This is a genomic window from Pseudomonas sp. R62 (assembly GCF_000257605.1).
Lineage (GTDB): Bacteria > Pseudomonadota > Gammaproteobacteria > Pseudomonadales > Pseudomonadaceae > Aquipseudomonas > Aquipseudomonas atacamensis.
Genome location: NZ_JH635999.1, coordinates 1,621,875 through 1,643,597, shown reverse-complemented (window position 1 = coordinate 1,643,597; position 21,723 = coordinate 1,621,875). Strand labels below are relative to the sequence as shown.

At 56.0% G+C, this 21,723-nt stretch carries 18 protein-coding genes and 2 pseudogenes; 8 read left to right on the top strand and 12 right to left on the bottom strand.

Translation table 11 applies throughout. The features are described 5' to 3' along the window. On the bottom strand, window positions 1-565 hold a 565-nt coding region (locus tag OQK_RS25345; RefSeq protein ID WP_016774900.1), incomplete at its 3' end, for a sugar phosphate isomerase/epimerase family protein. Window positions 566-716: 151 nt separating this feature from the next. Next, entirely contained in the window at window positions 717-1,745 is a 1,029-nt protein-coding gene (locus OQK_RS25340) for a LacI family DNA-binding transcriptional regulator (RefSeq protein WP_016774899.1), read from the bottom strand. A 237-nt stretch (window positions 1,746-1,982) separates the two neighbouring features. Between OQK_RS25340 and OQK_RS25335 the strand changes: the two genes are divergently transcribed. The 4 genes from OQK_RS25335 (at window position 1,983) to OQK_RS25325 (ending at window position 7,705) form a co-directional block, all read left to right on the top strand. Continuing rightward, the gene (locus tag OQK_RS25335; RefSeq protein WP_016774898.1) at window positions 1,983-2,828 is read left to right on the top strand and encodes a hypothetical protein; all 846 of its coding nucleotides are present in this window, start codon (window positions 1,983-1,985) and stop codon (window positions 2,826-2,828) included. Window positions 2,829-2,932: 104 nt separating this feature from the next. Beyond that, on the top strand, window positions 2,933-4,165 hold the full coding sequence (locus OQK_RS31745) for a hypothetical protein (protein WP_016774897.1): 1,233 nt from the start codon (window positions 2,933-2,935) through the stop codon (window positions 4,163-4,165). A 17-nt stretch (window positions 4,166-4,182) separates the two neighbouring features. Then, window positions 4,183-5,016 (top strand): hypothetical protein, encoded by an 834-nt coding sequence (locus OQK_RS31740; RefSeq protein WP_016774896.1) that lies wholly within the window; start codon window positions 4,183-4,185, stop codon window positions 5,014-5,016. A gap of 250 nt (window positions 5,017-5,266) precedes the next feature. After that, on the top strand, window positions 5,267-7,705 hold the full coding sequence (locus tag OQK_RS25325) for an autotransporter outer membrane beta-barrel domain-containing protein (protein ID WP_038861753.1): 2,439 nt from the start codon (window positions 5,267-5,269) through the stop codon (window positions 7,703-7,705). Window positions 7,706-7,755: 50 nt separating this feature from the next. Here OQK_RS25325 and OQK_RS25320 read toward each other — a convergent pair whose 3' ends face one another. The 4 genes from OQK_RS25320 to OQK_RS25305 form a co-directional block, all read right to left on the bottom strand. Next, entirely contained in the window at window positions 7,756-8,265 is a 510-nt protein-coding gene (locus OQK_RS25320; protein ID WP_016774894.1) for a hypothetical protein, read from the bottom strand. Window positions 8,266-8,432: 167 nt separating this feature from the next. Then, on the bottom strand, window positions 8,433-9,074 hold the full coding sequence (locus tag OQK_RS25315) for a DUF1345 domain-containing protein (protein ID WP_016774893.1): 642 nt from the start codon (window positions 9,072-9,074) through the stop codon (window positions 8,433-8,435). Window positions 9,075-9,220: 146 nt separating this feature from the next. After that, window positions 9,221-12,313: an efflux RND transporter permease subunit gene (locus OQK_RS25310; RefSeq protein WP_016774892.1), complete on the bottom strand. Its 3,093-nt coding sequence runs from the start codon at window positions 12,311-12,313 to the stop codon at window positions 9,221-9,223. Window positions 12,314-12,328: 15 nt separating this feature from the next. Next, window positions 12,329-13,486: an efflux RND transporter periplasmic adaptor subunit gene (locus OQK_RS25305; RefSeq protein ID WP_016774891.1), complete on the bottom strand. Its 1,158-nt coding sequence runs from the start codon at window positions 13,484-13,486 to the stop codon at window positions 12,329-12,331. Window positions 13,487-13,739: 253 nt separating this feature from the next. On the opposite strand from OQK_RS25305, the gene OQK_RS25300 reads away from it, so the two are divergent. Further along, window positions 13,740-14,441, top strand: a complete 702-nt coding sequence (locus OQK_RS25300) for a response regulator transcription factor (protein WP_016774890.1) — start codon at window positions 13,740-13,742, stop codon at window positions 14,439-14,441. A gap of 4 nt (window positions 14,442-14,445) precedes the next feature. After that, window positions 14,446-15,747, top strand: a complete 1,302-nt coding sequence (locus OQK_RS25295; protein ID WP_016774889.1) for an ATP-binding protein — start codon at window positions 14,446-14,448, stop codon at window positions 15,745-15,747. Window positions 15,748-15,762: 15 nt separating this feature from the next. On the opposite strand, the gene OQK_RS25290 is transcribed toward OQK_RS25295, so the two are convergent. Continuing rightward, entirely contained in the window at window positions 15,763-15,942 is a 180-nt protein-coding gene (locus OQK_RS25290) for a hypothetical protein (RefSeq protein ID WP_016774888.1), read from the bottom strand. Between the two features lie 286 nt (window positions 15,943-16,228). Here OQK_RS25290 and ilvA point away from each other — a divergent pair. Then, window positions 16,229-17,218: pseudogene (gene ilvA / locus OQK_RS25285) on the top strand (threonine ammonia-lyase, biosynthetic); the annotation flags it as partial. Window positions 17,219-17,254: 36 nt separating this feature from the next. On the opposite strand, the gene eco reads toward ilvA, so the two are convergent. Beyond that, window positions 17,255-17,740 carry a serine protease inhibitor ecotin gene (gene eco, locus OQK_RS25280; RefSeq protein ID WP_016774886.1) on the bottom strand — a complete coding sequence of 162 codons (486 nt, stop codon included), beginning with the start codon at window positions 17,738-17,740 and terminating at the stop codon, window positions 17,255-17,257. A 369-nt stretch (window positions 17,741-18,109) separates the two neighbouring features. Between eco and OQK_RS25275 the strand changes: the two genes are divergently transcribed. Continuing rightward, window positions 18,110-18,379 carry a DUF1652 domain-containing protein gene (locus OQK_RS25275; RefSeq protein WP_016774885.1) on the top strand — a complete coding sequence of 90 codons (270 nt, stop codon included), beginning with the start codon at window positions 18,110-18,112 and terminating at the stop codon, window positions 18,377-18,379. Here the strand turns inward: OQK_RS25275 and OQK_RS25270 are convergent. From OQK_RS25270 to OQK_RS29570, 4 genes and pseudogenes are all read right to left on the bottom strand, one after another. Then, entirely contained in the window at window positions 18,376-18,774 is a 399-nt protein-coding gene (locus OQK_RS25270; RefSeq protein WP_016774884.1) for a hypothetical protein, read from the bottom strand. The genes OQK_RS25275 and OQK_RS25270 overlap by 4 nt on opposite strands. Before the next feature lie 90 nt (window positions 18,775-18,864). Beyond that, on the bottom strand, window positions 18,865-19,134 hold the full coding sequence (locus tag OQK_RS25265; protein WP_016774883.1) for a DUF2790 domain-containing protein: 270 nt from the start codon (window positions 19,132-19,134) through the stop codon (window positions 18,865-18,867). A 270-nt stretch (window positions 19,135-19,404) separates the two neighbouring features. Further along, complete coding sequence (locus tag OQK_RS25260) at window positions 19,405-20,394, bottom strand: tetratricopeptide repeat protein (RefSeq protein ID WP_016774882.1); 990 nt, start codon at window positions 20,392-20,394, stop codon at window positions 19,405-19,407. Then, window positions 20,391-21,723 (bottom strand): annotated as a pseudogene (locus tag OQK_RS29570) (LysM peptidoglycan-binding domain-containing protein); the annotation flags it as partial. The gene OQK_RS25260 and the pseudogene OQK_RS29570, both read right to left, overlap by 4 nt.

Genomic DNA, 21,723 nt, shown 5'->3' with positions numbered 1-21,723 from the left:
TGCAATGCACATAACCGACGTGACGGCCGAGCGCGCGTGCGGCGCTGGCGGCAGACTGGTCCTGCCAGCGCCAGTTTCCAATGTCGAAGGTCATCTTGATCGGCAGGTTGTGCTGCTCGACGGCGGCGAAGAAACGCTGGAACGGCTCGATGCGCCCGCCGTGCAGAGTTTGATCGTTCTCTACCAGCAGTTGTACCGGGCTGTGTTTGAGTCGCTCGGCCAGTGCCTGCAAATCAGAGTTGTCAGTGAAATAGCCAAGCGAAACTTTCAGCCATTTCGAACCGAACGCCTGGGCCTGTTGCAGCGCGGTAATCAATTCGGGATTCGGCTGCGCTTGCCCGGCCAGCCACAGTTCTGCGGGTGAGGAATAAATGCTTTGCAAGCCCTGCGCCTGGGTAGCCTGAGCGAGTTGCGCCGGGTCTTCACGGGTCAGCAGCTCTTCACGCCACTCGATGCGATTCGCCCCGGCTGCCGCGAGGATGTCGATAAAACAATCCTGCCCACGCTGGCGCACGAGCTCGGCACCGTAGCTGGACAGACTGATGGAAACGGCTGGTTTATTCATTGTTATTGACCTCTGAAACCGGTTTCATTTTTGTTCAAAAAAATATCAGATGGTTCTGTGGTGTCCTTCCGGGCGCCTTCGCGAGCAGGCTCGCTCCCACACCTGGAACGCGGTCACCTGTGGGAGCGAGCCTGCTCGCGAAACCGCCAGATCAGACGCCGCCAATCCCTCGGGTCGAACCCCGTTCAATCAGCGCCGGCGCAAAATCCACCATCCGCGCCACCTCATCATCCCCGCGCAAGCGCTTGAGCAGACACTCAAACGCTCGCGCGCCTATCTCTTGCGTCGGCTGCGCCAGCGCGGTAATTCCGGTGCCCACCAGCGGATACCAGTCCAGATCATCCAGAGCAATCAATCCGACGTCTTTAAACAAACGCACGCCCAGCGCGCGCAGCGCATGCGTTGCCGCAAGCGCCGCGACGCCATTGGCGCAAAACAGCGCTTTCGGGCCGTCACCGGGTGTGTTTAAAAAGCTTTGAAGTTGCGCGTTCAGATCATCACCGGTTTCCAGCACCGCCCCAGTCAGGGTCGCGCGCTGAGTAATCTGCGCCTGAAAACTGCTGACCCGCTCGATCCGCGAGCTGGTGCCGTCATACGGTTCGGTGACCAGCAAAAGATCCCGATATCCGCGTTGTTCGAGATGCGCGAGCGCCATCTCTACTGCTTGCGAGTTGTTCAACCCGACCATGTCGCTGTCGAGCCCGTCGACCTTGCGATCCACCAGCACCAGCGGCATCTCGCGGCGCAGTTGGTGCAGTTCGTCCCGGTGATGGCCCAGCGTGTTCACGATCAGCCCTTCGATGTTGTACGAGCGCAACAGCGCCAGATGCTGGCGCTCCTGCTCGTCATCGCGGTCTGTGTTGCACACCACCAGGCTGTAGCCGTGCGCCCGGCAGGCGGTTTCCACCCCGTGCATCACGGCAATCGAATAAGGGTTACGGATATCGGCGACAAGCATGCCGATCAGGCGCGTACGCCCGCGTTTCAGGCCACGGGCCATTTGGTTGGGGCGGTAGCCGAGTTCATCAATCGCCTGCTCGATGCGCCGGGCTATGGCATCGGAGAGCAGGGCGCGGTCATCGCCGATGAAACGTGAGACGCTGGCCTTGGACACGCCGGCGCGCTCGGCGACATCGAGCATGGTCACGCGGCTGCGCTGTGCGGCGGAGAAGTCATTCAATGGGTTAGACCTTGTTTTTGAATATAGCGGTCTGACGGCACCAATACCGCTGAAACCGGTTTCAGAAGACACCATCTGACCTCAAGCCGTCAACCTCCAAATGCAGCAGAATTCGTCACGGCAAAAATTGGTTTCCGACAAACGGTCGGCTTACCTGTCAGATCTGACAGTAGGAATCTTTCCAATACCAGCGCTTAATTTCTTTCAGGCCAAGATGACCCGCCAGTGAGAAATTCCATGCCTATCGAAACGCCAATAACTTCCAGCAATCCCTTGAATCCCGGTGTGCTTCTGAGCTTGCCTAGAGTGGAAGGCGTCGATCCGCTTGACCCCGCCGGAACATTGCCGCCGGACGCAAAACAGGTGGGCATCGTTTGTATTATTGACCGCTGGCCGAACTTTCCTGTTTCAGGCGTGCGTAAAGACCGTGTTGAGATTTTCATCGTCGGTAACCCTGATTACATCGCATTTGCCGAATATGGGGCCGCGGATGATGCGCCGGAGTTTCGTATTCCAGTGGCTCCCGAGAAACTTCCGGATTTGGCTACGTTTGAGCTTTTTTACACAGTACGTTCGATCAACCCTACTACGTCGCCTTCACGACGCCTGACTTTTGCAATAGTTAAGCCGCCGCAACGTTTGAAAGAGGTTATTTTTCCCGATGCGGATGATTGGGGTTATATCGGCTGTTACAAGAACCATCCCGAAGATCCGGAAGCCTTGTTTATCTGGGAAGGGGTACGTATCGAAATTCCTTTCGATGACTTGTTTCAGCTTACGGATGTCCTCAGCCTCGATTGGCAGGCATGGGATTCTTTAAACGGGTCGGGAAACCCTTTGACACAGGTGTTTAACTTTACTGAGGTTGTGACAGATGTTGTAACCAAGGAGCCGGTCAAGATAGTAATCAAGCCATTCGATTCACATATAGCACCCATGGAGGAAAACGATTCGGCCATAGTGAATTACCAGCTATTGCGCAACGGTGTACCCATCTTTCGCTCGTTTACCGGGCTGGTGAAGGTAGACAGGAAAATTCCGGGCGAAAGCAAGTATTGCTCGGATTCAAGTTGGATGAAGTGATCAGGGCGCAACAGGGTAGCGATATTAAGACAGCAGTTGGCGACGTTCGCCATTGTCGAAGATGCATGGATCAAAAAACATTTTCTACGCAATGGAGAAGGCACATGACAAGCATTCAAACAGCGGAGTCGAGTACCCAAGCAGGCATTCTTGCCGCACCCACCCCCGAATTGCCAGACGGGCGCGGTACAAACAAGGACATTATTCCGATAGCTGCGATACCTGTGGGCGGCCCGCTGACACTTATGGTCAAGACCAATGTGTGGTTGAACCCCCATAACGGTGATCAGATTGCTCTTGAGGTTACGCGAACTCAACCCCCGTCCAATCCGTTGCCGACAGACTTCACGCGGCTGCCCCGGGTAAGGCTCGGTGACGTGGGCACCCGCCCTGTAGATTTTCCGATCACAGTGCCCACTGAATATCTGGGTGAGAATGCGACCCCGGACGGACCGACGCCGATCTGGGTTCGTAGCGTGCTGTTTGAGCGGGGGCTCAACCCGCTGACCGGTGTTGTGATGCAGTTTTTCATCGACCGTACCGGTGCCTGGCAAGCGAAACCTGCACAAACAGGGACAAATCCAGGGCAGGTTCCAGGCGCCAGAACAGTTCCGCCAGCCACGTTTCCCAATGCCCCGGGCGATCTGGATGACACCTGGGCGAATCAGCCAGGTAACGAAGGGGGATTGCAGGTAGAAATTGATACAGGCTACGCCAACGCTCAGCCCGATGACACGTTGACCCTGTACGTGGGAGGCGTACGTACCAATCCTCCGCAGGTGCCCCCTTTTTTCAACGGAACGATGCCTATCGATGGCAAGCTGTCGATCCCGACCGCGGAGCTTCGCAAGGTAACGAGCGGCAGAGCGTTCATCTGGTTCATCATCACTGACGTTGCTGGCAACCCGAGCGCATGGGGTGTGTATTTCAAAAACGTACGTTTTTTGCCATTGCCTAAACTGGGGGTCATTACCGTCCCGGCAAACGAAGATGGTCTGATTGATCTAAACGATGCGCGTGCAGGTGTGAAGGTAAAAGTCAGCCGGTTGGCAGATACAATCGGCACCGACGGAGTGAGCCTGACGTACGGCGCTCAACCGGCCCAGGATCTCCAATTCAATGCACTCACGGAGCTGGAGTTTACTATTCCTTGGTCGAGTCTGAGCAAGGAGTACTTCGATAACCAGACGGGTACGAATTTTGAGTTGGACGTGGTCATCAAAGCTGACTTGATGCGTGGCGGTTTATCGATCGACAGTGGAACCATAACTGTAAAAACAGATTTCTCGACGTATCCGCCTTACACGGTTGACCCGACGACCCCCCCCCTGAGGTAAATCCAGAATTCCGCAAATTGATCGTTCGCGGACAGGCACCTGTTACGGATAACGTGCTGGGCCCTCATGATGTCGATCAGACAGCCAAGGCTCACATCGATGTATCGCCTGTCACCGCCGGAACGACATTCCCTGAACCCGAAGCAGGCGATCTGGTCACTCTGAAGTATCTCGGTGATCAAGGCGAAATCATTGTTAATTCAATAGCAATGGATGTATCGAATATCAATACGGTCGTTCAGATAGATCTGCCATATAGCGTTGTCGGTCCGGGTGGTATTGGGCCTAAAGAGGCTTGGTGGACATATGAAAACCCCGCTCGAAACAATAGCCAGGATTCGGCAAAAGAGACAGTGAATGTCAATACAGTAGTTATTGTTCTTGATAAGCCAGAGTTCCAGCGTCCACCGACCGATGGCACCGAGTACCCAAACATTATCTGCGAGAGCTTGGCGGGGGAGGATCACGTTGCGACGTTCTTGATCAAGCCCAATGATCATTTCACCGATGGAATGGACATCACATTCAATTGGCAAGGTTGGCATGACGATGCTTATACAGTAGATGCGCCGGCTGATACCGTGTTTAGTGATACACGTGCGATCACTTTGCAGGAGCTAAAGGACGGGATGCTTTGGGAGGTGCCATATGTGCCTTTTATTCGTAATCTTCCTCGTCCTCCTGCTACCCCTCCTGATCGAAACGATTTTTATGCGGGCTATGTGAAAATCTGGTACTCGACGCCAACTGTAACGACGTCAGAAGTTCAGGAAATGGTCGTTTACTTGCTCAATGGTGACTTCCTGTACTGCGAGTCGGAACCGGGCTGGGATCCTGCGCCTGCTTCATAAATGGCATTCGCGATCATTGCATTGCCGGAAGAGCCAGCCTCTTCAGGCAATGCAATTTAATTGGAGAAGTAAGAAACATCTCGAAATGTCGCGAGTTGGCGATTAAGCCCACCTACTAAGAGGATTAGTCCTACAGAGAAAGTCCGGACTAGCAGGTATTCTCCGGCGTCGCCTACAAAGGTCGTCTGATGGAATATGTACGTCTGAACCGTCCTTCTTCCGTCCCGATTAACCTCAACGAGAAGTGTATATGACGTTTGAAAATAGCTTGGGACCGACAGTTTTGAAACTCACTGGCACGCTCTCTTGTGCAGCATTACTGATCGCGATATCCGAGACGGCCTTTTCCCGGAATCTCAATCTTGGTGAAGTCGAAACCGTATCCGTCGGTGCTACGCCAGAAGCCTGGTTTATCCCTGCCACTGCCACGCTTAACCTCAATGGTGGTGACGCGCTTAACATTGTGGTCGGCGGTGGAACGTTGAATGCGATTTCCGCCAACACTGCCCAGATTGAAGCCTCAAACGCCCTCGTAACTCTGGATGGGGCGAGGGTGACCGGTAGCAATTTCGACACTGCGCTGAGCTTGACCGACAGCTCGGCAGTGGTGTCCGGCAGTACGCTGTCCAGCGATGGCAGAGCAATGTCGCTTACGCGCGACCTGAACGTACCCGTTGGTTCAACAGCGACCGTCACTGGCAGTACGCTGACAGGAGGTTTCTCGGGCGCAGCGATAACATCCCTCAGTACCTTGAATCTGGTGGACAGCCGGGTTGAAGGGACCGACGCAGATAGTGTTGGCCTCGAACTTTACGGCGGCAACGTCAACATCAGTGCAGCCAGCGAGGTCATCGGAGAACTGGATGGGATCATCTTTGGCGAGGATACTGTCCTTAACCCGAGCGATGTCACCGCACAGAGTGTACTGAAGATTGATGGTTCAACCGTGCAGGGCCGCACCGGCGCAGCGATCAAAGTCGATTTTGCAACGCCAGACGATCAACCGGTATTGATCGAGATAGCTAACCGTTCGAATCTGATCGGCGGCAACGGTAATATCGTCGAGGTCATTGATGGCGCAGCAGCGCGCTTTCAAATCGACGACAGCCAGTTGACCGGCAATGTAGCGGTTGCTGACGGCGGGACCGCCGCGGTTTTCTTGCAAAACAATGCCAGCCTCGACGGCAATTTGATCAACGTCGATTCTGTTTCGCTCGATACCCGAAGCATACTCACCGGTGACATTCAGGGCTCCGGGTCTGGCGTCGTGATGCTGGACAACGACTCGATCCTGCACGGTTCGGTTACTGGCGTCAGCGCTATGTCCATCGGGCGTGGCGCTGAATGGAACCTGGTTGGCAACAATTCGTTATCGAATCTCGAAATGCAGGGCGGGAACGTGAGATTCGGCACGCCCGCCGAGTTCGTCCGCCTGGACGTTGCCAACTTGTCAGGCAACGGCCGGTTTTTTTTGGATGCTGACGTGTCCACCGGTGAAACGGACTTTCTCAATGTCACGGAATCAGCCAGTGGCCGGCACGAGCTGGTAGTCGGTGCAAGCGCCAGCGAACCTGTCACCGGTGCACCGGTTCAAGTGGCTAACATCGCTGGCGGGGATGCTGAGTTCGATCTGAGAAACGGTCAGGTTGATCGTGGTGCTTTGGCGTACAAACTGGTGCGAGAAGGCGAAGGTATTTTCCTGCGAACTGATGGGACAACGCCGAGCACAGGTACGCAAACGGCGTTGGCGATTGCCGGTACCGCTCCTACGGTTATCTATTCGGAAATGACCACTCTCAATACCCGCCTCGGCGACCGTCGCATGGCCGGCACTCAGCCCCGATCGCAATCGATTGCTGCATTGGACTCAGATAATCAGAACGCGACCACCGGCCTGTGGATACGGACTCATGCCAATCAGTACAACGTCAAGAATGCCTATGGCGATGGTTACAAACAAAATCAGACTGGCGTCTCGTTGGGGGTGGATACGCCACTACCGATGGGTGATGGCCAATGGTTGATTGGGGTTTTTGGTGGATACAGCACCACTCGCCTTGACCTGGCCCGCGGCAGCGCGGGCACGATCAATAGCACCTATGGCGGGATGTATCTGTCGTGGTACGACGAAATGACCGGGTACTACGTGGATACCGTTGGCAAAATCAACCGTTTCAGTAATGACGTCAAAGTCACATTGAGCGATGACACTCGAACAAAGGGTGACTTCGATAATCTCGGGATCAGTGGGACCGTCGAAGTGGGCAAGCATATAGTCTTGAATCGAGGCTATTTCATCGAGCCCTCTGCCCAGTTTGGTGTAGCGACGGTAAAAGGCAAAGATTATCAGCTGGACAATGGGCTGCAGGTAGACAGCAACGAGACCCGCTCATTGCTCGGCAAGGTCGGAATGACAGTTGGCCGCGAGGTGGTGCTGAACAATGGCGGCAAACTGCAACCCAGGCTGCACGCGGCGGTAAGTCATGAATTCGTTAACAACAACCGTGTCAGCGTCAATGACACTGGATTCAACAACGACTTGTCCAGCACCAACCTCGAGCTGACCGGTGGCCTCAACTGGGTTCCGGCCAATAACAAATGGCAGGTATATGGCGAGCTAGGAACCAGCAGGGGCAGCAAAGCTGACCAGGAGCTGGGAGGGAGTGTCGGGCTGAGCTTCAGTTTCTGATTGCATCAGCATAAAAAAAAGGAAGCCTCGCAGCTTCCTTTTTTCCGTAGTCAGTAAGTGCTTTTTCTTTTGCTCAGGTCGGCGTCAACGACAAATTCCCCAGCAATCGGGAACTCTTCGGTGCCATTCTCTCCACCATGGTCATATGTGCCGGACCAAGTGCCTCTCAGTGTTTTTTCAATGTCGTCATATTTCAATGTCAGGCTCCCGCTCACAGAGACATGCAGGTCGCCCGTCGCGGGATTGGAATAGTAGGTGCTTCTGACATCATCGCTATCTTTGGACAGGTCATAGCTCAACGATTGGGGTTTGAAAGGGAACACAAACTCAAGCGTACGCGTCACACCATCCTTGGTGTGTCCAGCTGTCAAAACGTAACGCAAGCCTTCCGGGTAGGGCTTAGGCCCGAAGGAAGGCACAGAGGTAGATCGAAACTCCATAAACTGAGGGACTTTGACAAACCTGTAGCGTGGATTGGCATCGCCGTTGATCGTGGCTGACAAAAAGGTCTGCGCTGTATCCGGCAAGATCGTCCTGTAGGCTCGGGCTGTATAGCTCATGAGTTATATCTCCATACGATATGGTTGGGGACATCCAAAGACTGACCCGTCCTACTTCTGGATGTTGTATGGAAGCCTGAATGCAGTGCGCCTGTAAACTGTCAGTGTTGACAGTTTACAGGCGCACTTTTTTGTGAGCTTTGAGCAGCAGGAACATGCCGTGTTTTTCAGCCGAACAACCCTGCTGCAATATTGATCGAGAACCCGAGGATCGCTGTATTGAACACGAAACCGATCAACGACTGCGCCAGCACAATCTTTCGAATATCCCGTGTCGCAACACCTACATCCGAAGTCTGCACAGCCACGCCGATGGTGAACGAGAAGTACAGAAAATCCCAATAATTGGGGGTGGTCAGTCCTTCAGCAAAATGCAGTGCCGGCTCCTTGCCGTTCCAGGTGTAAAACAACCTCGCGTAGTGCACGCAAAAGATCACCCCAATCAGCAGCCATGAGCCGATCACCGTCAGCGCTGTGAAGCCGTAGTGCATCAATTTGTGTGTGTTATCCAGATCTTTGCTGCCCGCCAGTTCAAATGTGATGGTGGCCAGGCTTGCCAGCGCGGCGATGCACACGACGAAAAGCACCAGTCCGGCGTTTTCATCCTCGATCTCGGCGATGCGACGCACATACGGGGCCTTGGCGCGTATGGTCAGCCAGAACATCAGAACCAGGTAAGTCCAGACACCGACGTTCCAGCCAATGAGGATTTTGCTGACGATGGAATCGGCCGGGACCAGCAGACCCGTTGCGAGGCCGAACAGGGCGGCGCCGGAAAGGCGAGGGTGCGTACGGGCGAGGAAGCGCATGGTGACTCACGTTGGTGAACTGTCAGCGCACCATAGCGCAGGCGATCCGGCTTTTGTAAGAGCTGCCGAAGGCTGCGATCTTTTGATCTTCTAAAAGCAAAGTCAAAAGATCGCAGCCTTCGGCAGCTCCTACAATTAGATCAGTGTCATTTGGTGAATCGTTGTACTAGCTTCATGACGACGACGAAGAACACGGGGACGAAGATGACTGCCAGCGTAGCGGTGATCATCCCGCCGATCACGCCAGTGCCGATCGCCTGCTGACTTGCCGAACTGGCACCAGTGGCGATGGCCAACGGCACCACACCGAGAATGAACGCCAGCGATGTCATCACGATCGGCCGCAGACGCAAACGCGCGGCCTGCAACGTCGCATCGATCAGATCGTGACCTTCGTCATACAAGCTCTTGGCGAACTCGATGATCAGGATCGCGTTCTTCGCCGACAGACCAATGATGGTGATCAGTCCAACCTTGAAGAACACATCATTGGGCATCCCGCGCAACGTCACCGCCAGCACCGCGCCGAGCACACCCAGCGGTACCACCAGCAACACCGAAGTCGGGATCGACCAGCTCTCGTACAGCGCCGCCAGGCACAGGAACACCACCAGCAGCGACAAGCCGAGCAGGATCGGCGCCTGATTGCCTGACAAACGTTCCTGCAACGAGAGACCAGTCCATTCCTGGCCCAGACCCTTCGGCCCCTGCGCGACCAGACGCTCGACTTCCGCCATGGCTTCGCCGGTGCTATGACCCGGTGACGGTTCGCCTGAAATCGCGATCGCTGGATAACCGTTGTACCGGGTCAACTGCGCAGGACCTTGAATCCAGTTCGCCCGGACGAATGCCGACAGCGGCACCATGTTCCCGGCGTTGTTGCGCACGTGCATTTTCAGCAAGTCGTCCACTTGGCTGCGCTGGTCGCCTTCGGCTTGCACGACGACGCGCTGCATGCGGCCCTGATTCGGGAAATCGTTGATGTAGCTGGAACCCACCGCAGTGGACAGCACGCTGCCGATTTCGGCAAACGATACACCCAGGGCATTGGCCTTCTTGCGGTCTACAACCAACTGCACTTGCGGCGCTTCGGCCAGAGCACTTTCGCGCACGTTCATAAGCACCGGACTTTTCTCGGCGGCGGCCAGAAGTTCGGTGCGCGCCTGCATCAGCGTCGCGTGACCGAGGCCTGCGCGATCCTGCAATCGGAACTCGAAACCGCTGGAAGTACCGAGGCCATCCACCGGCGGCGGCAGCACCGAGAACGCCATGGCATCCTTTATCTGGCTCAGGGCAACGTTGGCGCGGTCGGCGATGGAACTGGCGGAATCGTCTCCGCCACGTTCAGACCAATCCTTGAGCGTCGAAAACGCCAGCGCCGCATTCTGGCCGCTACCGGAGAAGCTGAAACCCAGGATCACGACACTGTCACTGATCCCCGGCTCACCGGCGTTGTGCGCTTCGAGCTGTTCGGCTACTTGCACGGTGCGATTCTTGGTCGCGCCCGGCGGCAGCTGGATATCGGTAATGGTGTAGCCCTGATCTTCTGTAGGCAGAAACGATGAAGGCAGGCGCGCAAAACAGAACCCAAGTCCAATCAACAGGACTACGTAGATCACCAGGTAGCGACCAGTGCGCTTGAGCGCATAGCCGACCCAACCCTGATAGCGATCGGTCAGTTGCTCGAAACGACGATTGAACCAGCCAAAGAATCCGGATTTCTCGTGATGCTCGCCCTTGCCGACAGGCTTGAGCAAGGTAGCGCACAATGCCGGCGTCAACGTCAGGGCGAGAAACGCCGAGAACAGAATCGACGTGGCCATGGACAGCGAGAACTGTTGGTAGATCACCCCGACCGAACCCTGCATGAACGCCATCGGAATAAACACCGCGACCAACACCAGCGTTATGCCGATGATCGCCCCGGTGATCTGCGTCATCGCCTTGCGCGTAGCTTCCTTGGGCGACAGGCCCTCGCTGGCCATGATGCGCTCGACGTTTTCCACCACGACGATGGCGTCGTCCACCAGAATGCCGATGGCCAGCACCATGCCGAACATGGTCAGCACGTTGATCGAGAAGCCCAGCGCCAGCATGGTCGCGAACGTGCCCATCAGCGCCACAGGCACCACCAGCGTCGGGATCAGCGTGTAGCGCACGTTCTGCAGGAACAGGAACATCACCGCAAACACCAGCAGCATCGCTTCGCCAAGGGTGTAGATCACTTTGGTGATCGAGACTTTGACGAAGGGCGAGGTGTCGTACGGAATCTTGTACTCCACGCCGGCCGGGAAATAGCGCGCCAGTTCGTCCATCTTCGCCCGCACCAGCGTCGCGGTGTTCAGCGCGTTGGCGCCGGGAGAGAGCTGCACGCCGACGGCAGTGGACGGTTTGCCGTTCAGGCGAGTGCCGAACTGATATTCCTGGCTGCCGATTTCGACGCGCGCGACATCACCGATGCGCACCGTGGAGCCGTCGCGGTTGGCCTTGAGCACGATGTCGGCGAACTCCTGCGGCGTCGACAATTGGCCTTTGACCAGAATTGTCGCGGTGATTTCCTGCGTCGATGGTGACGGCAGATCACCGATGCTACCCGCCGAAACCTGGGCGTTCTGCGCGACGATGGCTTCGTTGACATCCGCCGGCGTCAGGTTGAAGGCGATGAGTTTCTGCGGATCGATCCAGATGCGCATGGCCCGTTCGGCGCCGTACAACTGCGCCTTGCCGACACCGTCCAGGCGCTTGATCTCGTTCATCACGTTGCGCGCCAGATAATCACTTAGCGCCACGTCATCGAGCTTGCCGTCGCTGGAGGTCAAAGTGATGAGCAAGAGGAAACCGGAAGAGACTTTCTCCACCTGCAAACCTTGCTGATTGACCGCTTGCGGCAGGCGCGACTCGACGACCTTGAGGCGGTTTTGCACATCGACCTGCGCCAGCTCGGGGTTGGTGCCCGGTTGGAACGTGGCTTTGATCGTCGCGCTGCCGAGGCTACTCTGCGATTCGAAATAGAGCAGGTGATCGGCGCCGTTGAGTTCTTCCTCGATCAGGCTGACCACGCTCTCATCGACGGTCTGCGCCGAGGCGCCTGGGTAGACGGCATAGATTTCGATCTGCGGCGGTGCGACGTCGGGGTATTGCGCGACCGGCAACTGCGGAATGGCCAGCGCACCGGCCAACAGGATGAACAGGGCGACCACCCAGGCGAACACCGGGCGATCGATAAAGAACTGCGGCATATAAGAGCGTCCTGCTTACTGACCAGTGGTCTGGGCAAGTGGAAGAGGGGTTTCGTCGATCTGCACCTTTTCCCCGGGACGGGCGTGTTGCAGGCCTTCGATGACAACACGGTCGCCGGGCTTCAGGCCGCCGGTGACGATCCAGCGATTGTTCTGCACCGCACCCAGTTGCACCGGTTGCTGCGCCACGCGCATCTGTTCATCGACAGTCAGCACCTGGGCAATGCCGGCACTGTCACGCTGCACCGCGCGTTGCGGTACGGTGATGCCGTTCTGGATGGTTGCCTGCTCAAGGCGTACGCGGATGAAGCTGCCCGGCAGCAGGTCGAGATCCGGGTTGGGAAACTCGCTGCGCAGGATGATCTGGCCGGTGCCCGGGTCAACTGTGATGTCGCTGAACAGCAGCTTGCCCGGCAGCGGGTACAGGCTGCCGTCATCCTGAATCAGCGTGGCCTTGACCTGATCCTGACCGATTTCCTTCAACTGTCCGGAACGAAATGCTCGACGCAGTTCGTTGAGCTCGCGAGTCGACTGGGTCAGGTCGGCATGGATCGGGTTGAGTTGCTGAATCAACGCCAGTGGCGTGGTTTCGTTCTGTCCGACCAGCGCACCCTCGGTGACCAACGCGCGACCGATACGTCCGGAAATCGGCGCGGTGACGGTGGCATAGCCGAGGTTGAGTTTCGCCCGTTCAAGTGCTGCCTTGCTGGCGGCAACATCAGCTGCCGTTTGCCGGGCAGCGGCGCGGGCGTTGTCGTAGTCCTGACCGCTGATGGCCTTGTCTTCAATCAATTGGGCGTAGCGTTGTTCTTGCAGTTTCGCCTGAAAGGCGTTGGCCTCGGCTTTGCGCAGCGTGGCTTCGGCACTGTCCAGATCGGCCTTGAAAGGTGCCGGGTCGATGCGGAACAGCACATCGCCTTTTTTCACGTCACTGCCTTCGCGGTAGGTGCGTTGCAACACTACGCCGGCCACTCGCGCACGCACTTCGGCAATCCGTGGCGCGGCGATGCGGCCGCTCAGTTCGCTGCTGATCGACAATGGCTGGGTTTTGATCGTCTCGACGCGCACCGTGGCCGGCGGCGTCTGCTCTTCGGCGTTCGAGGATGAATCACAAGCGCTCAGCGTCAGCGCCAATGCGATCAGGCCGAGCCCGGCCAGCAGTTTTCCAGACATGTACAACCCCCAATATTGAAGGCCGCATCCTACGGCCAGACGGGGAGGTTAGCGGTGAAGCTTTGTAGCTGCTGTGTGAAATTGTGTAAGGGTTTTGCTCCGTGGCGGGTGAGGGCGTATATCCTGCAGGCCTTGAAATTTATTGCGACAGTTCGATCGCTTTCGCGAGCAGGCTCGCTCCCACAGGAGATCGCATTTCAATGTGCGAGCGAATGAGCCCTGACTGTCGCCCCAGCATTTTCTGGAACACCCCATGCCCAACATCCTCTTGGTCGAAGACGACACCGCCCTCGCCGAACTGATTTCCAGCTACCTGGAGCGTAACGGTTACTCCGTCAGCGTCATCGGCCGTGGCGACCATGTGCGCGAACGGGCGCGGATCAGCCCGCCGGATCTGGTGATCCTCGACCTCATGCTCCCGGGCCTCGACGGCTTGCAGGTGTGCCGCTTGCTGCGCGCCGATTCAGCGACACTGCCGATCCTCATGCTCACGGCCCGCGATGACAGCCATGATCAGGTGCTGGGCCTGGAAATGGGCGCTGACGATTACGTCACCAAACCCTGCGAGCCACGGGTGCTGCTGGCTCGGGTGCGTACCTTGTTGCGGCGCAGCAGCCTCGGCGAGCCTTTGGCGGTTAATGACCGGATCGTCATGGGCAATCTGTGCATTGACCTGTCCGAGCGCACCGTGACCTGGCGTGATCAAGCGGTTGAGCTGTCCAGCGGCGAATACAATTTACTGGTGGTGCTGGCCCGGCACGCCGGCGAAGTGCTGAGTCGCGATCAGATTCTGCAGCGGTTGCGCGGCATCGAGTTCAATGGCACTGACCGCTCGGTGGACGTGGCGATTTCCAAGCTGCGGCGCAAGTTCGATGATCACGCCGGCGAGGCGCGCAAGATCAAGACTGTGTGGGGCAAGGGCTATCTGTTCAGCCGCTCCGAATGGGAATGCTGAGCTGATGTTTCGCATTCTGTTTCGCCTGTATCTGGTGACGATCGTCTCCTATAGTGCGGCGATCTATCTAGTGCCGGATCTGGTGGTCATGGCCTTCCGGGATCGCTTCGTCACCTACAACCTGGAGTTTTCCCGAGGTCTGCAATCGCTGATCACCAAGCAGTTTCATGCCGCGCCGCAAGAGCAGTGGCCGGAGATTGCAGCGGGGATGGACAAGGAATTCCAGCCGCTGCACATCGTCCTGACGCCAATCGACGACCCGGTGTTCACTCCCATCGAGCAGGAACGTCTGCACCGTGGTGAAAACGTGGTGCGCATCGGCGACTGGGGCTGGCGAACATTGGCGGTAACTCCGCTGAATGCGGACATGGCCGTGCGTATGGTCGTACCGCCGGATCCGGTCGACGTCGATCTGTTGTACTGGAGCATCAACGTGCTGATCGGCGCCATGTTGCTCGGCTGCCTGCTGCTCTGGTTGCGCCCGCACTGGCGCGATCTTGAACGTCTGAAGGGCACTGCCGAACGCTTCGGCAAGGGGCATTTGAGCGAACGAACCAGAATCGCCCCGAGTTCGAACATCGGCAGTCTCGCCAACGTGTTCGACACCATGGCCGGCGATATCGAAAACCTGCTCAACCAGCAACGTGATCTGCTTAACGCCGTTTCCCATGAACTGCGTACGCCGTTGACGCGTCTGGATTTCGGCCTGGCGCTGGCGTTGTCAGAAGACTTGCCAGCCGCCAGCCGCGAGCGCTTGCAGAGTTTGGTCGCGCACATTCGTGAGCTGGATGAATTGGTGCTGGAGTTGCTCTCCTACAGCCGTTTGCAAAACCCGGCGCAATCGCCCGAGCGCATCGAGGTGTCGCTCGACGAGTTCATCGACAGCATTCTCGGCAGCGTCGATGAGGAGCTGGAATCGCCGGAAATCGTGATTGACGTTCTGTTGCACGGTCAGCTCGAACGCTTTGCGCTGGATCCGCGCCTGACCGCTCGGGCCATCCAGAACCTGTTGCGCAATGCCATGCGCTATTGCGAAAAGCGCATTCAGATTGGCGTGCAGGTCATTGCCGGCGGGTGTGAGATATGGGTCGATGATGATGGCATCGGCATTCCCGACGACGAGCGCGGGCGGATCTTTGAACCATTCTATCGGCTCGACCGCAGCCGTGATCGCGCGACCGGCGGATTCGGCCTTGGTTTGGCGATCAGCCGCCGCGCGCTGGAAGCGCAGGGCGGTACCTTGACGGTTGAAAGTTCGCCGCTGGGTGGGGCGCGATTCAGGCTGTGGTTGCCGGCCACGGCCTGAACCGGATGACGAATATCAGGGCTGCGTTGTGCCGCTGGTCTGCAACACACATTGCTGGGTTTTACTGTCCCACACCTGGCCTTTCGGACATTCGGGCTTTTTCACGGCGTCGCTTTCATCGACAGCGAATACAGCAGGGCTGGACAGGGCGGCGACCAGCAGCGGGACGGCGAATAGCGCTTGGCGGATATTCATGGTCAATCTCCACTTTCATCGGCTTGGAGCGGAAGTTGTTGTGCTCTTTTGCAGTGACTGTTCAGTCATTAGGAAGATTCAAAGTTCTGCAGCGGGCCATTGACTTGTCATCCGCCGGCAGGCTAATTTCCAGCCCATGACTTTCACCGTATCGCGCTGCCAGCCAAGCATTATTACCGCCATTCCTCATTTGGCGGGCTAGCTTACGACTGCAGCACCCAACCCGCCCTAGAGGCGGGTTTTTACTTTCTGTCTCCGGGGTTCTGAAAAATGTCAGGAGACGACCATGCCGCACAGCCCCGACCAGCAAGCCCTGCTTGAGCACTACGTAAAGAAAATCCTGGCCGCGCCGGTGTACGACATTGCGGTGCGCACGCCGTTGCAGCTTGCGCCAGCGTTGTCGGAAACATTGGGCAATCGGGTCCTGCTCAAGCGCGAAGATCTGCAACCGACGTTCTCTTTCAAGATCCGTGGTGCTTACAACAAACTCGTGCAACTGAGCGATGAGCAGCGAGCGCGGGGAGTGATCACTGCATCGGCGGGTAATCACGCGCAGGGTGTAGCGCTGGCGGCACGGGAATTGGGCATCGGCGCGACGATCGTCATGCCGTCTACCACCCCTGAGCTCAAGGTGCTCGGCGTGCGCAGTCGCGGTGCCGACGCATTGCTGCATGGCGAGAGTTTCCCCTTTGCTCTGGCCCATGCGTTGCACTTGGCCGAACAGACCGGATGCACGTTTGTTTCACCGTTCGATGATCCTGACGTGATCGCCGGACAAGGCACCGTGGCAATGGAAATCCTGCGCCAGCATCAAGGCGCCCTGGACGCCATCTTCATCCCGGTCGGGGGCGGAGGTTTGATCGCCGGTATCGCGGCCTACGTCAAATACCTGCGCCCGGAAGTGCGGATCATCGGCGTCGAATCCGAACATTCGGCGTGCCTGCAAGCGGCTTTAAGTGCGGACGAGCGGGTGGTTCTACCGAGCGTCGGCACCTTCGCCGATGGCGTCGCGGTGGCGCAGATCGGCGCGTATGGCTTTGAGGTATGCCGCTTCTGCGTAGATGAGGTGATCACGGTCAGCAATGACGAACTCTGTGCCGCGATCAAGAATATCTACGACGATACCCGTTCGATCACTGAACCTTCAGGTGCGCTGGCTGTTGCGGGGATCAAGCAGTACGTGGCGCGCAGTGGGGTTCGCGATCAGACATTCGTCGCCATCGACTCCGGGGCCAACATCAACTTCGACAGCCTGCGCCATGTCGCCGAACGCGCCGCTGCTTGCGGCGTGCCGGCGTAACAAGCGCTCGGGTTATTCCTGCAGGGCGGTGCCGACTTTGTCCGACGCCGACCAGATGCGATAACGCACTTCGACATCCGACGGCGCGTACACCACAACCGGCAATTTGCTGTTGTAACGCAACATGAAGCCGTCGCCGACGACCGGAACGAAAGCACGTTTTTTCTGACTGCCGGGCGGGCAGGCCATCATCGTGCTCATCGGGCCGATGACCTTTTCCAAGCGATAGAACGGATAGCCCCAGCCTTGCAGATTCTTTTCATCGAGCACACCGCCCAGACGTTGACGGTTGCAATCCACCTCCAGAGTTTTGCCAGCGAGAATTTCAACCTGGAAATTCTCTTCCTGCTCTTGTTTCGGCAGATGGATGACCTGACGGGTAAACCCGGCTTCGGCTTTGGGATACGGCGCCACGTCTTCGAGCTTGGCGGCGTGGGCGAGGGTGGAAAGGTTGGCGATTAACAGCCCAGTGATCGCGCAAATGCGTAAGGAATTCATGGAAGCCTCCGTGCGAGTTGAATTGCAATGGGAGACATTCTTGCCGTCATGGTCTTCGAAAGCAAATTCGGCCGGAGATTGCAGATTGCAGTGGATGGGCGGTCGGTTCATGCATTTTGCAAATAGCAGGATACTGGCCATCTTTCCAAGTGCTTGATTTTGCAGGGCGCCAAACGAACCGATCAAAGGCACGTTTTATGCGTTCTTCCGGTGAGGCGCACCGGATTTGGACGCCTACACTCCAATGGGCATTTCGCAGTACCACCATTTGCCGCACCAAGGAAACAGCGGGGGCACACCCGTGAAGGCGCAGCAAAGGGTCAGCGTGAATACTTGATTGGCAATCGCACAGAAAGGAGAGGGTTCGCCATGTTTTTATCTGCCTTGGAATTACGCAATATCATTGAAAGCAGCTTCCTGCCGAAACGCTGCCAGTGCACGCTGTCACCCGACTTGTCGATGTCCGTCAAAGTATTTGGCGACCATCGGACCGACCAAGCCGATCTCTACGTCAGTGGAATCGACGCCAGCCGACTGAACAGCTGCCGTGAAATCAACAACCTGGTCGCTGGCCTGCGTTCCGACCTCGCGCAACAAACCACGACACATCAAACCAGCGCTCGTTCTCGAGCCGTTTAACCCACCGTTTCACCCAGTTCGACCGTCACGCGCCGGGCCTGCACGAAACCCAGGCCCAGCGCGAACTCGACCAGCACCGCGAGCAAAATCCCGGGGCCGGCATGGCCATTGAGCCATTCGCCAAAACCCAACGCCGCCAAACCGAAACAGCCGACGATAAAACCATTGCTCAGCGCACTGCGTGCCGCTGACGGCGGAGCATTGCGCAGCAAATAAAACATCACCCCCAACGCCGCAAACAGCACCGCGCTGCGCCTTGCGACTACGCCAGTGCCTTCCGAATAGCCAATACTCCAGATCGCCAGCAACACCTCCGGAAAAAATCCCCAGACCAGTGCCAGAAAAAAACACAGGATTGAAGTGAAGCTCGACAACGTGCGGAACGACAACTGCATGGCCAGTCCTTGCGGCAGTAGGGTAGGCCCCGAGCATACCCGCCGGAGCCACTCCACGCCTATGGCGAACCGGAAAATCAGAAGCGTCTGTCAGTTCTGCCGACTGCATGCGTCAGATAATTTCCTGTAACTGATTTGTGCGGGCTTGCCGGTGTTGTCGATGTATTTCATGTCGGCGGTGATGACTTTGCATTCCAGGGTCGGCGGCTCGGTTAGCAAAAGCACCTTCGCCACGTGTGGTGGCATGCCGTATTGGTAGGGTGTTTGATTCGATGTGGCGGAGGTGTCGTTGGCTTGGGCCAGTGCGGCGTATGAGCAGCAGGCGAGGGTGGCGGTGAGCAGGAAGGGACGAATGTTCATGAGAGGACTCCAGCGTAACGGATAGGCGCCCGGCACGAAGCCGGACGAGCCTGCCGCACTGGGCGTCAGCGGGGGAGAGCTGAGGGTGTGCGGTGATATGGAGTCTCTGATTGTGGCGTTAAGGCTGAGTTAACCGATGTGAATATGAGCTGAGTTATTTACGGTTGCTTTTTCCTTGTCTCGGGCATTTGTCGTTTGCGATATGAATCATTAGGGTACGGGCTTTGACGTGCTCGAAAAAAATTAATTATAAGGCTGTGCTGCTAAATTTCAGTACCCTAACTTATCTGGAAAAAACGAGAGCGGTGGGTGAGTGGCCTTCCACGTTTTTGCGAGTTCTTTTGCTTTTTCTAGTTGCTCTTTTGACAGCTTTTTTTCTATGTCAGGTAATGTGTCGTTGACATCTCGTATTACGTTACCTCCGCCATTAAGCTCCAGCAGATTTGAAAGTAAAGCATACGACTTTACTGGGTCGAACGTGAAACCGTACTTGGAGTTTTCTTCACCTATGTAAGATGCATATCCAAATACACCTTCTACATAGCTTGAGTCGGCGGCTTTCTCGTTCCAGAATCTGAACGAGGCTAAATCATTTTTTTCTATCATGATCGCGGCTAACCCCATCATTGCGAGTGGATAACCATTTTCAGCGGATGCCTTCATCCATCGTTCGATAGCTTGGTTGCGCCTTGAGGGTAGTAAAAATGAGCCATTCCCTTCTTGGTACTTCGTCGCAAGACGGAACTGAGCAAATGCGAATCCATTCTCTGCAGATTTTTCCAGCCATTCCTCGTTGCCCGTCATTTCATATAGCAGGTACATCGACTCGCTATCGCCCTGCTTTGCTCGCTCAACTGCAAGGCTTTTAGCATTAATTACCCAGCTACTGGCAGAGTCTTCACCTGGAGGACAGTTATTCATGGTCGTACACAAATCTTCTCCAATCCTTCCAAGGCGAATCATGGCGTAGATGTTCCCCTTTTTTGCGGAGCTTTCGTATGCTTTTTTAGCCTCCGGAGTCATGTGACGGTTGTTTTTTCTTAGCGCTTCACCGAGATAATAAAGTGCTTCATCGTCACCGCCTTCGGCTGCTTTTTTTAGTGGTTCAATTGCAGAGATAGCTTTGTATTGATTGTATAGTTCTATGCCTTTATGCTTTGCCTCCTGTTGTTGCGGGGTGAGTTCCGCATTCGCAGTTGCACACATCAAAAGAAAAAAAGCATAGAAGGGTGCTCGGATTAAATTGAACTTAATTTTCAAAATTCTGCGCTCGCTGCGGGTAAGTATTTTACAGATGTTCTAGGAATATAATTGTTTTCGCCCATTACGATTTTGCAAGAGCCGTCAATACGTTGGCCTAAAATCTTTGAGTTTTCTTTATAGCGTGCTCTTGCTTTATTTCCCCTCGGATCGGTAAAGCTGAGTACGGGGTCACTCATGAAATTATCGAGTAAATACCGGTTTTCACAGTATTTTTGGCCAATGTCAACAGGTTCGACACCAAATTTATTCATGCTCGCACAGGCCAGTTCGAATTGTTTCTGAGCCTCTTCTAGTGCGTTCTTTTCTTTTGCGTTAGTGACAATGTGGTCGATGATTATCCCGATTGCCAACTGCTGAGCTAAATGCGCCTTGTCTTTTGGATAGTCTTGCTTGCTAAATGCTGAAGACGTTTCGCTTACCTCTGTAGCTGCAATTGAAAAATCTTCAGGATTGGACGTAAGAGTCATCAAAATGGGGCCTAGTGCTGCGGGAGTGGCTTCCACTACCCAAGCTTTTAGTTCGTCGGGATTCTGGTATTCAATGATCGCATGAGCAATCGGACCACCTTTTCCTCCGCTGGTCATCGCGTCATACAAGTCCATGACAACACTCCAACCCATCAGGTAAGACATTTCCACACTAAGCCCAGCAGCTCCTAATGCGTTCAGCGCCGATGCAAACTGTCCCGCTTCTGTCTCCATCCACTCCACCTTTCTGCCTTTGGCTCTGTGCAACTCCCTACGATACAAGTTGACAAGGTCAACCACTGCCTCATAACCAACTTCGAACTTGAAGCTACCATTTGCACCTGGGCCAAGTACCACAGCCGCTTTCAAGTTCAAAATAAAACGCCCCTTATCGAGAGACACCTGCGCCGTTCCCTGAAAGCCCGCGCCAAACGCCACCCCAACTGAACCGCTCAACTTGGCCAGCGTCAACCATGGATTTGCATTTTTCGCGTCTTTAGCGCTGCCAATCCCCGTTGAAGGTGCGGTGCGTAAGGCGGCGAGTTCTTTTGGCGGTGCCCAGTTCAATACGCCGGTAAGCTCAATGGCGGCTTGCAAACCCCCAAAGACATTGAAGCTGGCTTTTGCGCCGTTTTCGATTTGTACTTTGGCGAAACGTCCGCCGCGCAGTTGCTCTGTGCTTTTGGAGTCGGCGTAGGTGCCGGATTTCGACTTGTGTTCAAGATCAGGAGTAGGACTATCGTCACCGCTATCGGTTTTTGCTTGCTTGGCGGCTGCGTGATCGACGCGTTCTTCTTTTGCAGAAGCGTCTTCACGTTGTGCGCGTTTTACCGGGCTCAGCGACGCTCCATATTTGACG

What these genes read in the sequence shown, in the direction of transcription:
- OQK_RS25290 (WP_016774888.1), bottom strand. Translation starts at nt 15,942, where the DNA reads ATGAATATCCGCCAAGCGCTATTCGCCGTCCCGCTGCTGGTCGCCGCC.
- OQK_RS25335 (WP_016774898.1), top strand. Translation starts at nt 1,983, where the DNA reads ATGCCTATCGAAACGCCAATAACTTCCAGCAATCCCTTGAATCCCGGT.
- OQK_RS25320 (WP_016774894.1), bottom strand. Translation starts at nt 8,265, where the DNA reads ATGAGCTATACAGCCCGAGCCTACAGGACGATCTTGCCGGATACAGCG.
- OQK_RS25295 (WP_016774889.1), top strand. Translation starts at nt 14,446, where the DNA reads ATGTTTCGCATTCTGTTTCGCCTGTATCTGGTGACGATCGTCTCCTAT.
- OQK_RS25265 (WP_016774883.1), bottom strand. Translation starts at nt 19,134, where the DNA reads ATGAACATTCGTCCCTTCCTGCTCACCGCCACCCTCGCCTGCTGCTCA.
- OQK_RS25300 (WP_016774890.1), top strand. Translation starts at nt 13,740, where the DNA reads ATGCCCAACATCCTCTTGGTCGAAGACGACACCGCCCTCGCCGAACTG.
- OQK_RS25275 (WP_016774885.1), top strand. Translation starts at nt 18,110, where the DNA reads ATGTTTTTATCTGCCTTGGAATTACGCAATATCATTGAAAGCAGCTTC.
- OQK_RS25325 (WP_038861753.1), top strand. Translation starts at nt 5,267, where the DNA reads ATGACGTTTGAAAATAGCTTGGGACCGACAGTTTTGAAACTCACTGGC.
- OQK_RS25315 (WP_016774893.1), bottom strand. Translation starts at nt 9,074, where the DNA reads ATGCGCTTCCTCGCCCGTACGCACCCTCGCCTTTCCGGCGCCGCCCTG.
- eco (WP_016774886.1), bottom strand. Translation starts at nt 17,740, where the DNA reads ATGAATTCCTTACGCATTTGCGCGATCACTGGGCTGTTAATCGCCAAC.
- OQK_RS25305 (WP_016774891.1), bottom strand. Translation starts at nt 13,486, where the DNA reads ATGTCTGGAAAACTGCTGGCCGGGCTCGGCCTGATCGCATTGGCGCTG.
- OQK_RS31745 (WP_016774897.1), top strand. Translation starts at nt 2,933, where the DNA reads ATGACAAGCATTCAAACAGCGGAGTCGAGTACCCAAGCAGGCATTCTT.
- OQK_RS25310 (WP_016774892.1), bottom strand. Translation starts at nt 12,313, where the DNA reads ATGCCGCAGTTCTTTATCGATCGCCCGGTGTTCGCCTGGGTGGTCGCC.
- OQK_RS25270 (WP_016774884.1), bottom strand. Translation starts at nt 18,774, where the DNA reads ATGCAGTTGTCGTTCCGCACGTTGTCGAGCTTCACTTCAATCCTGTGT.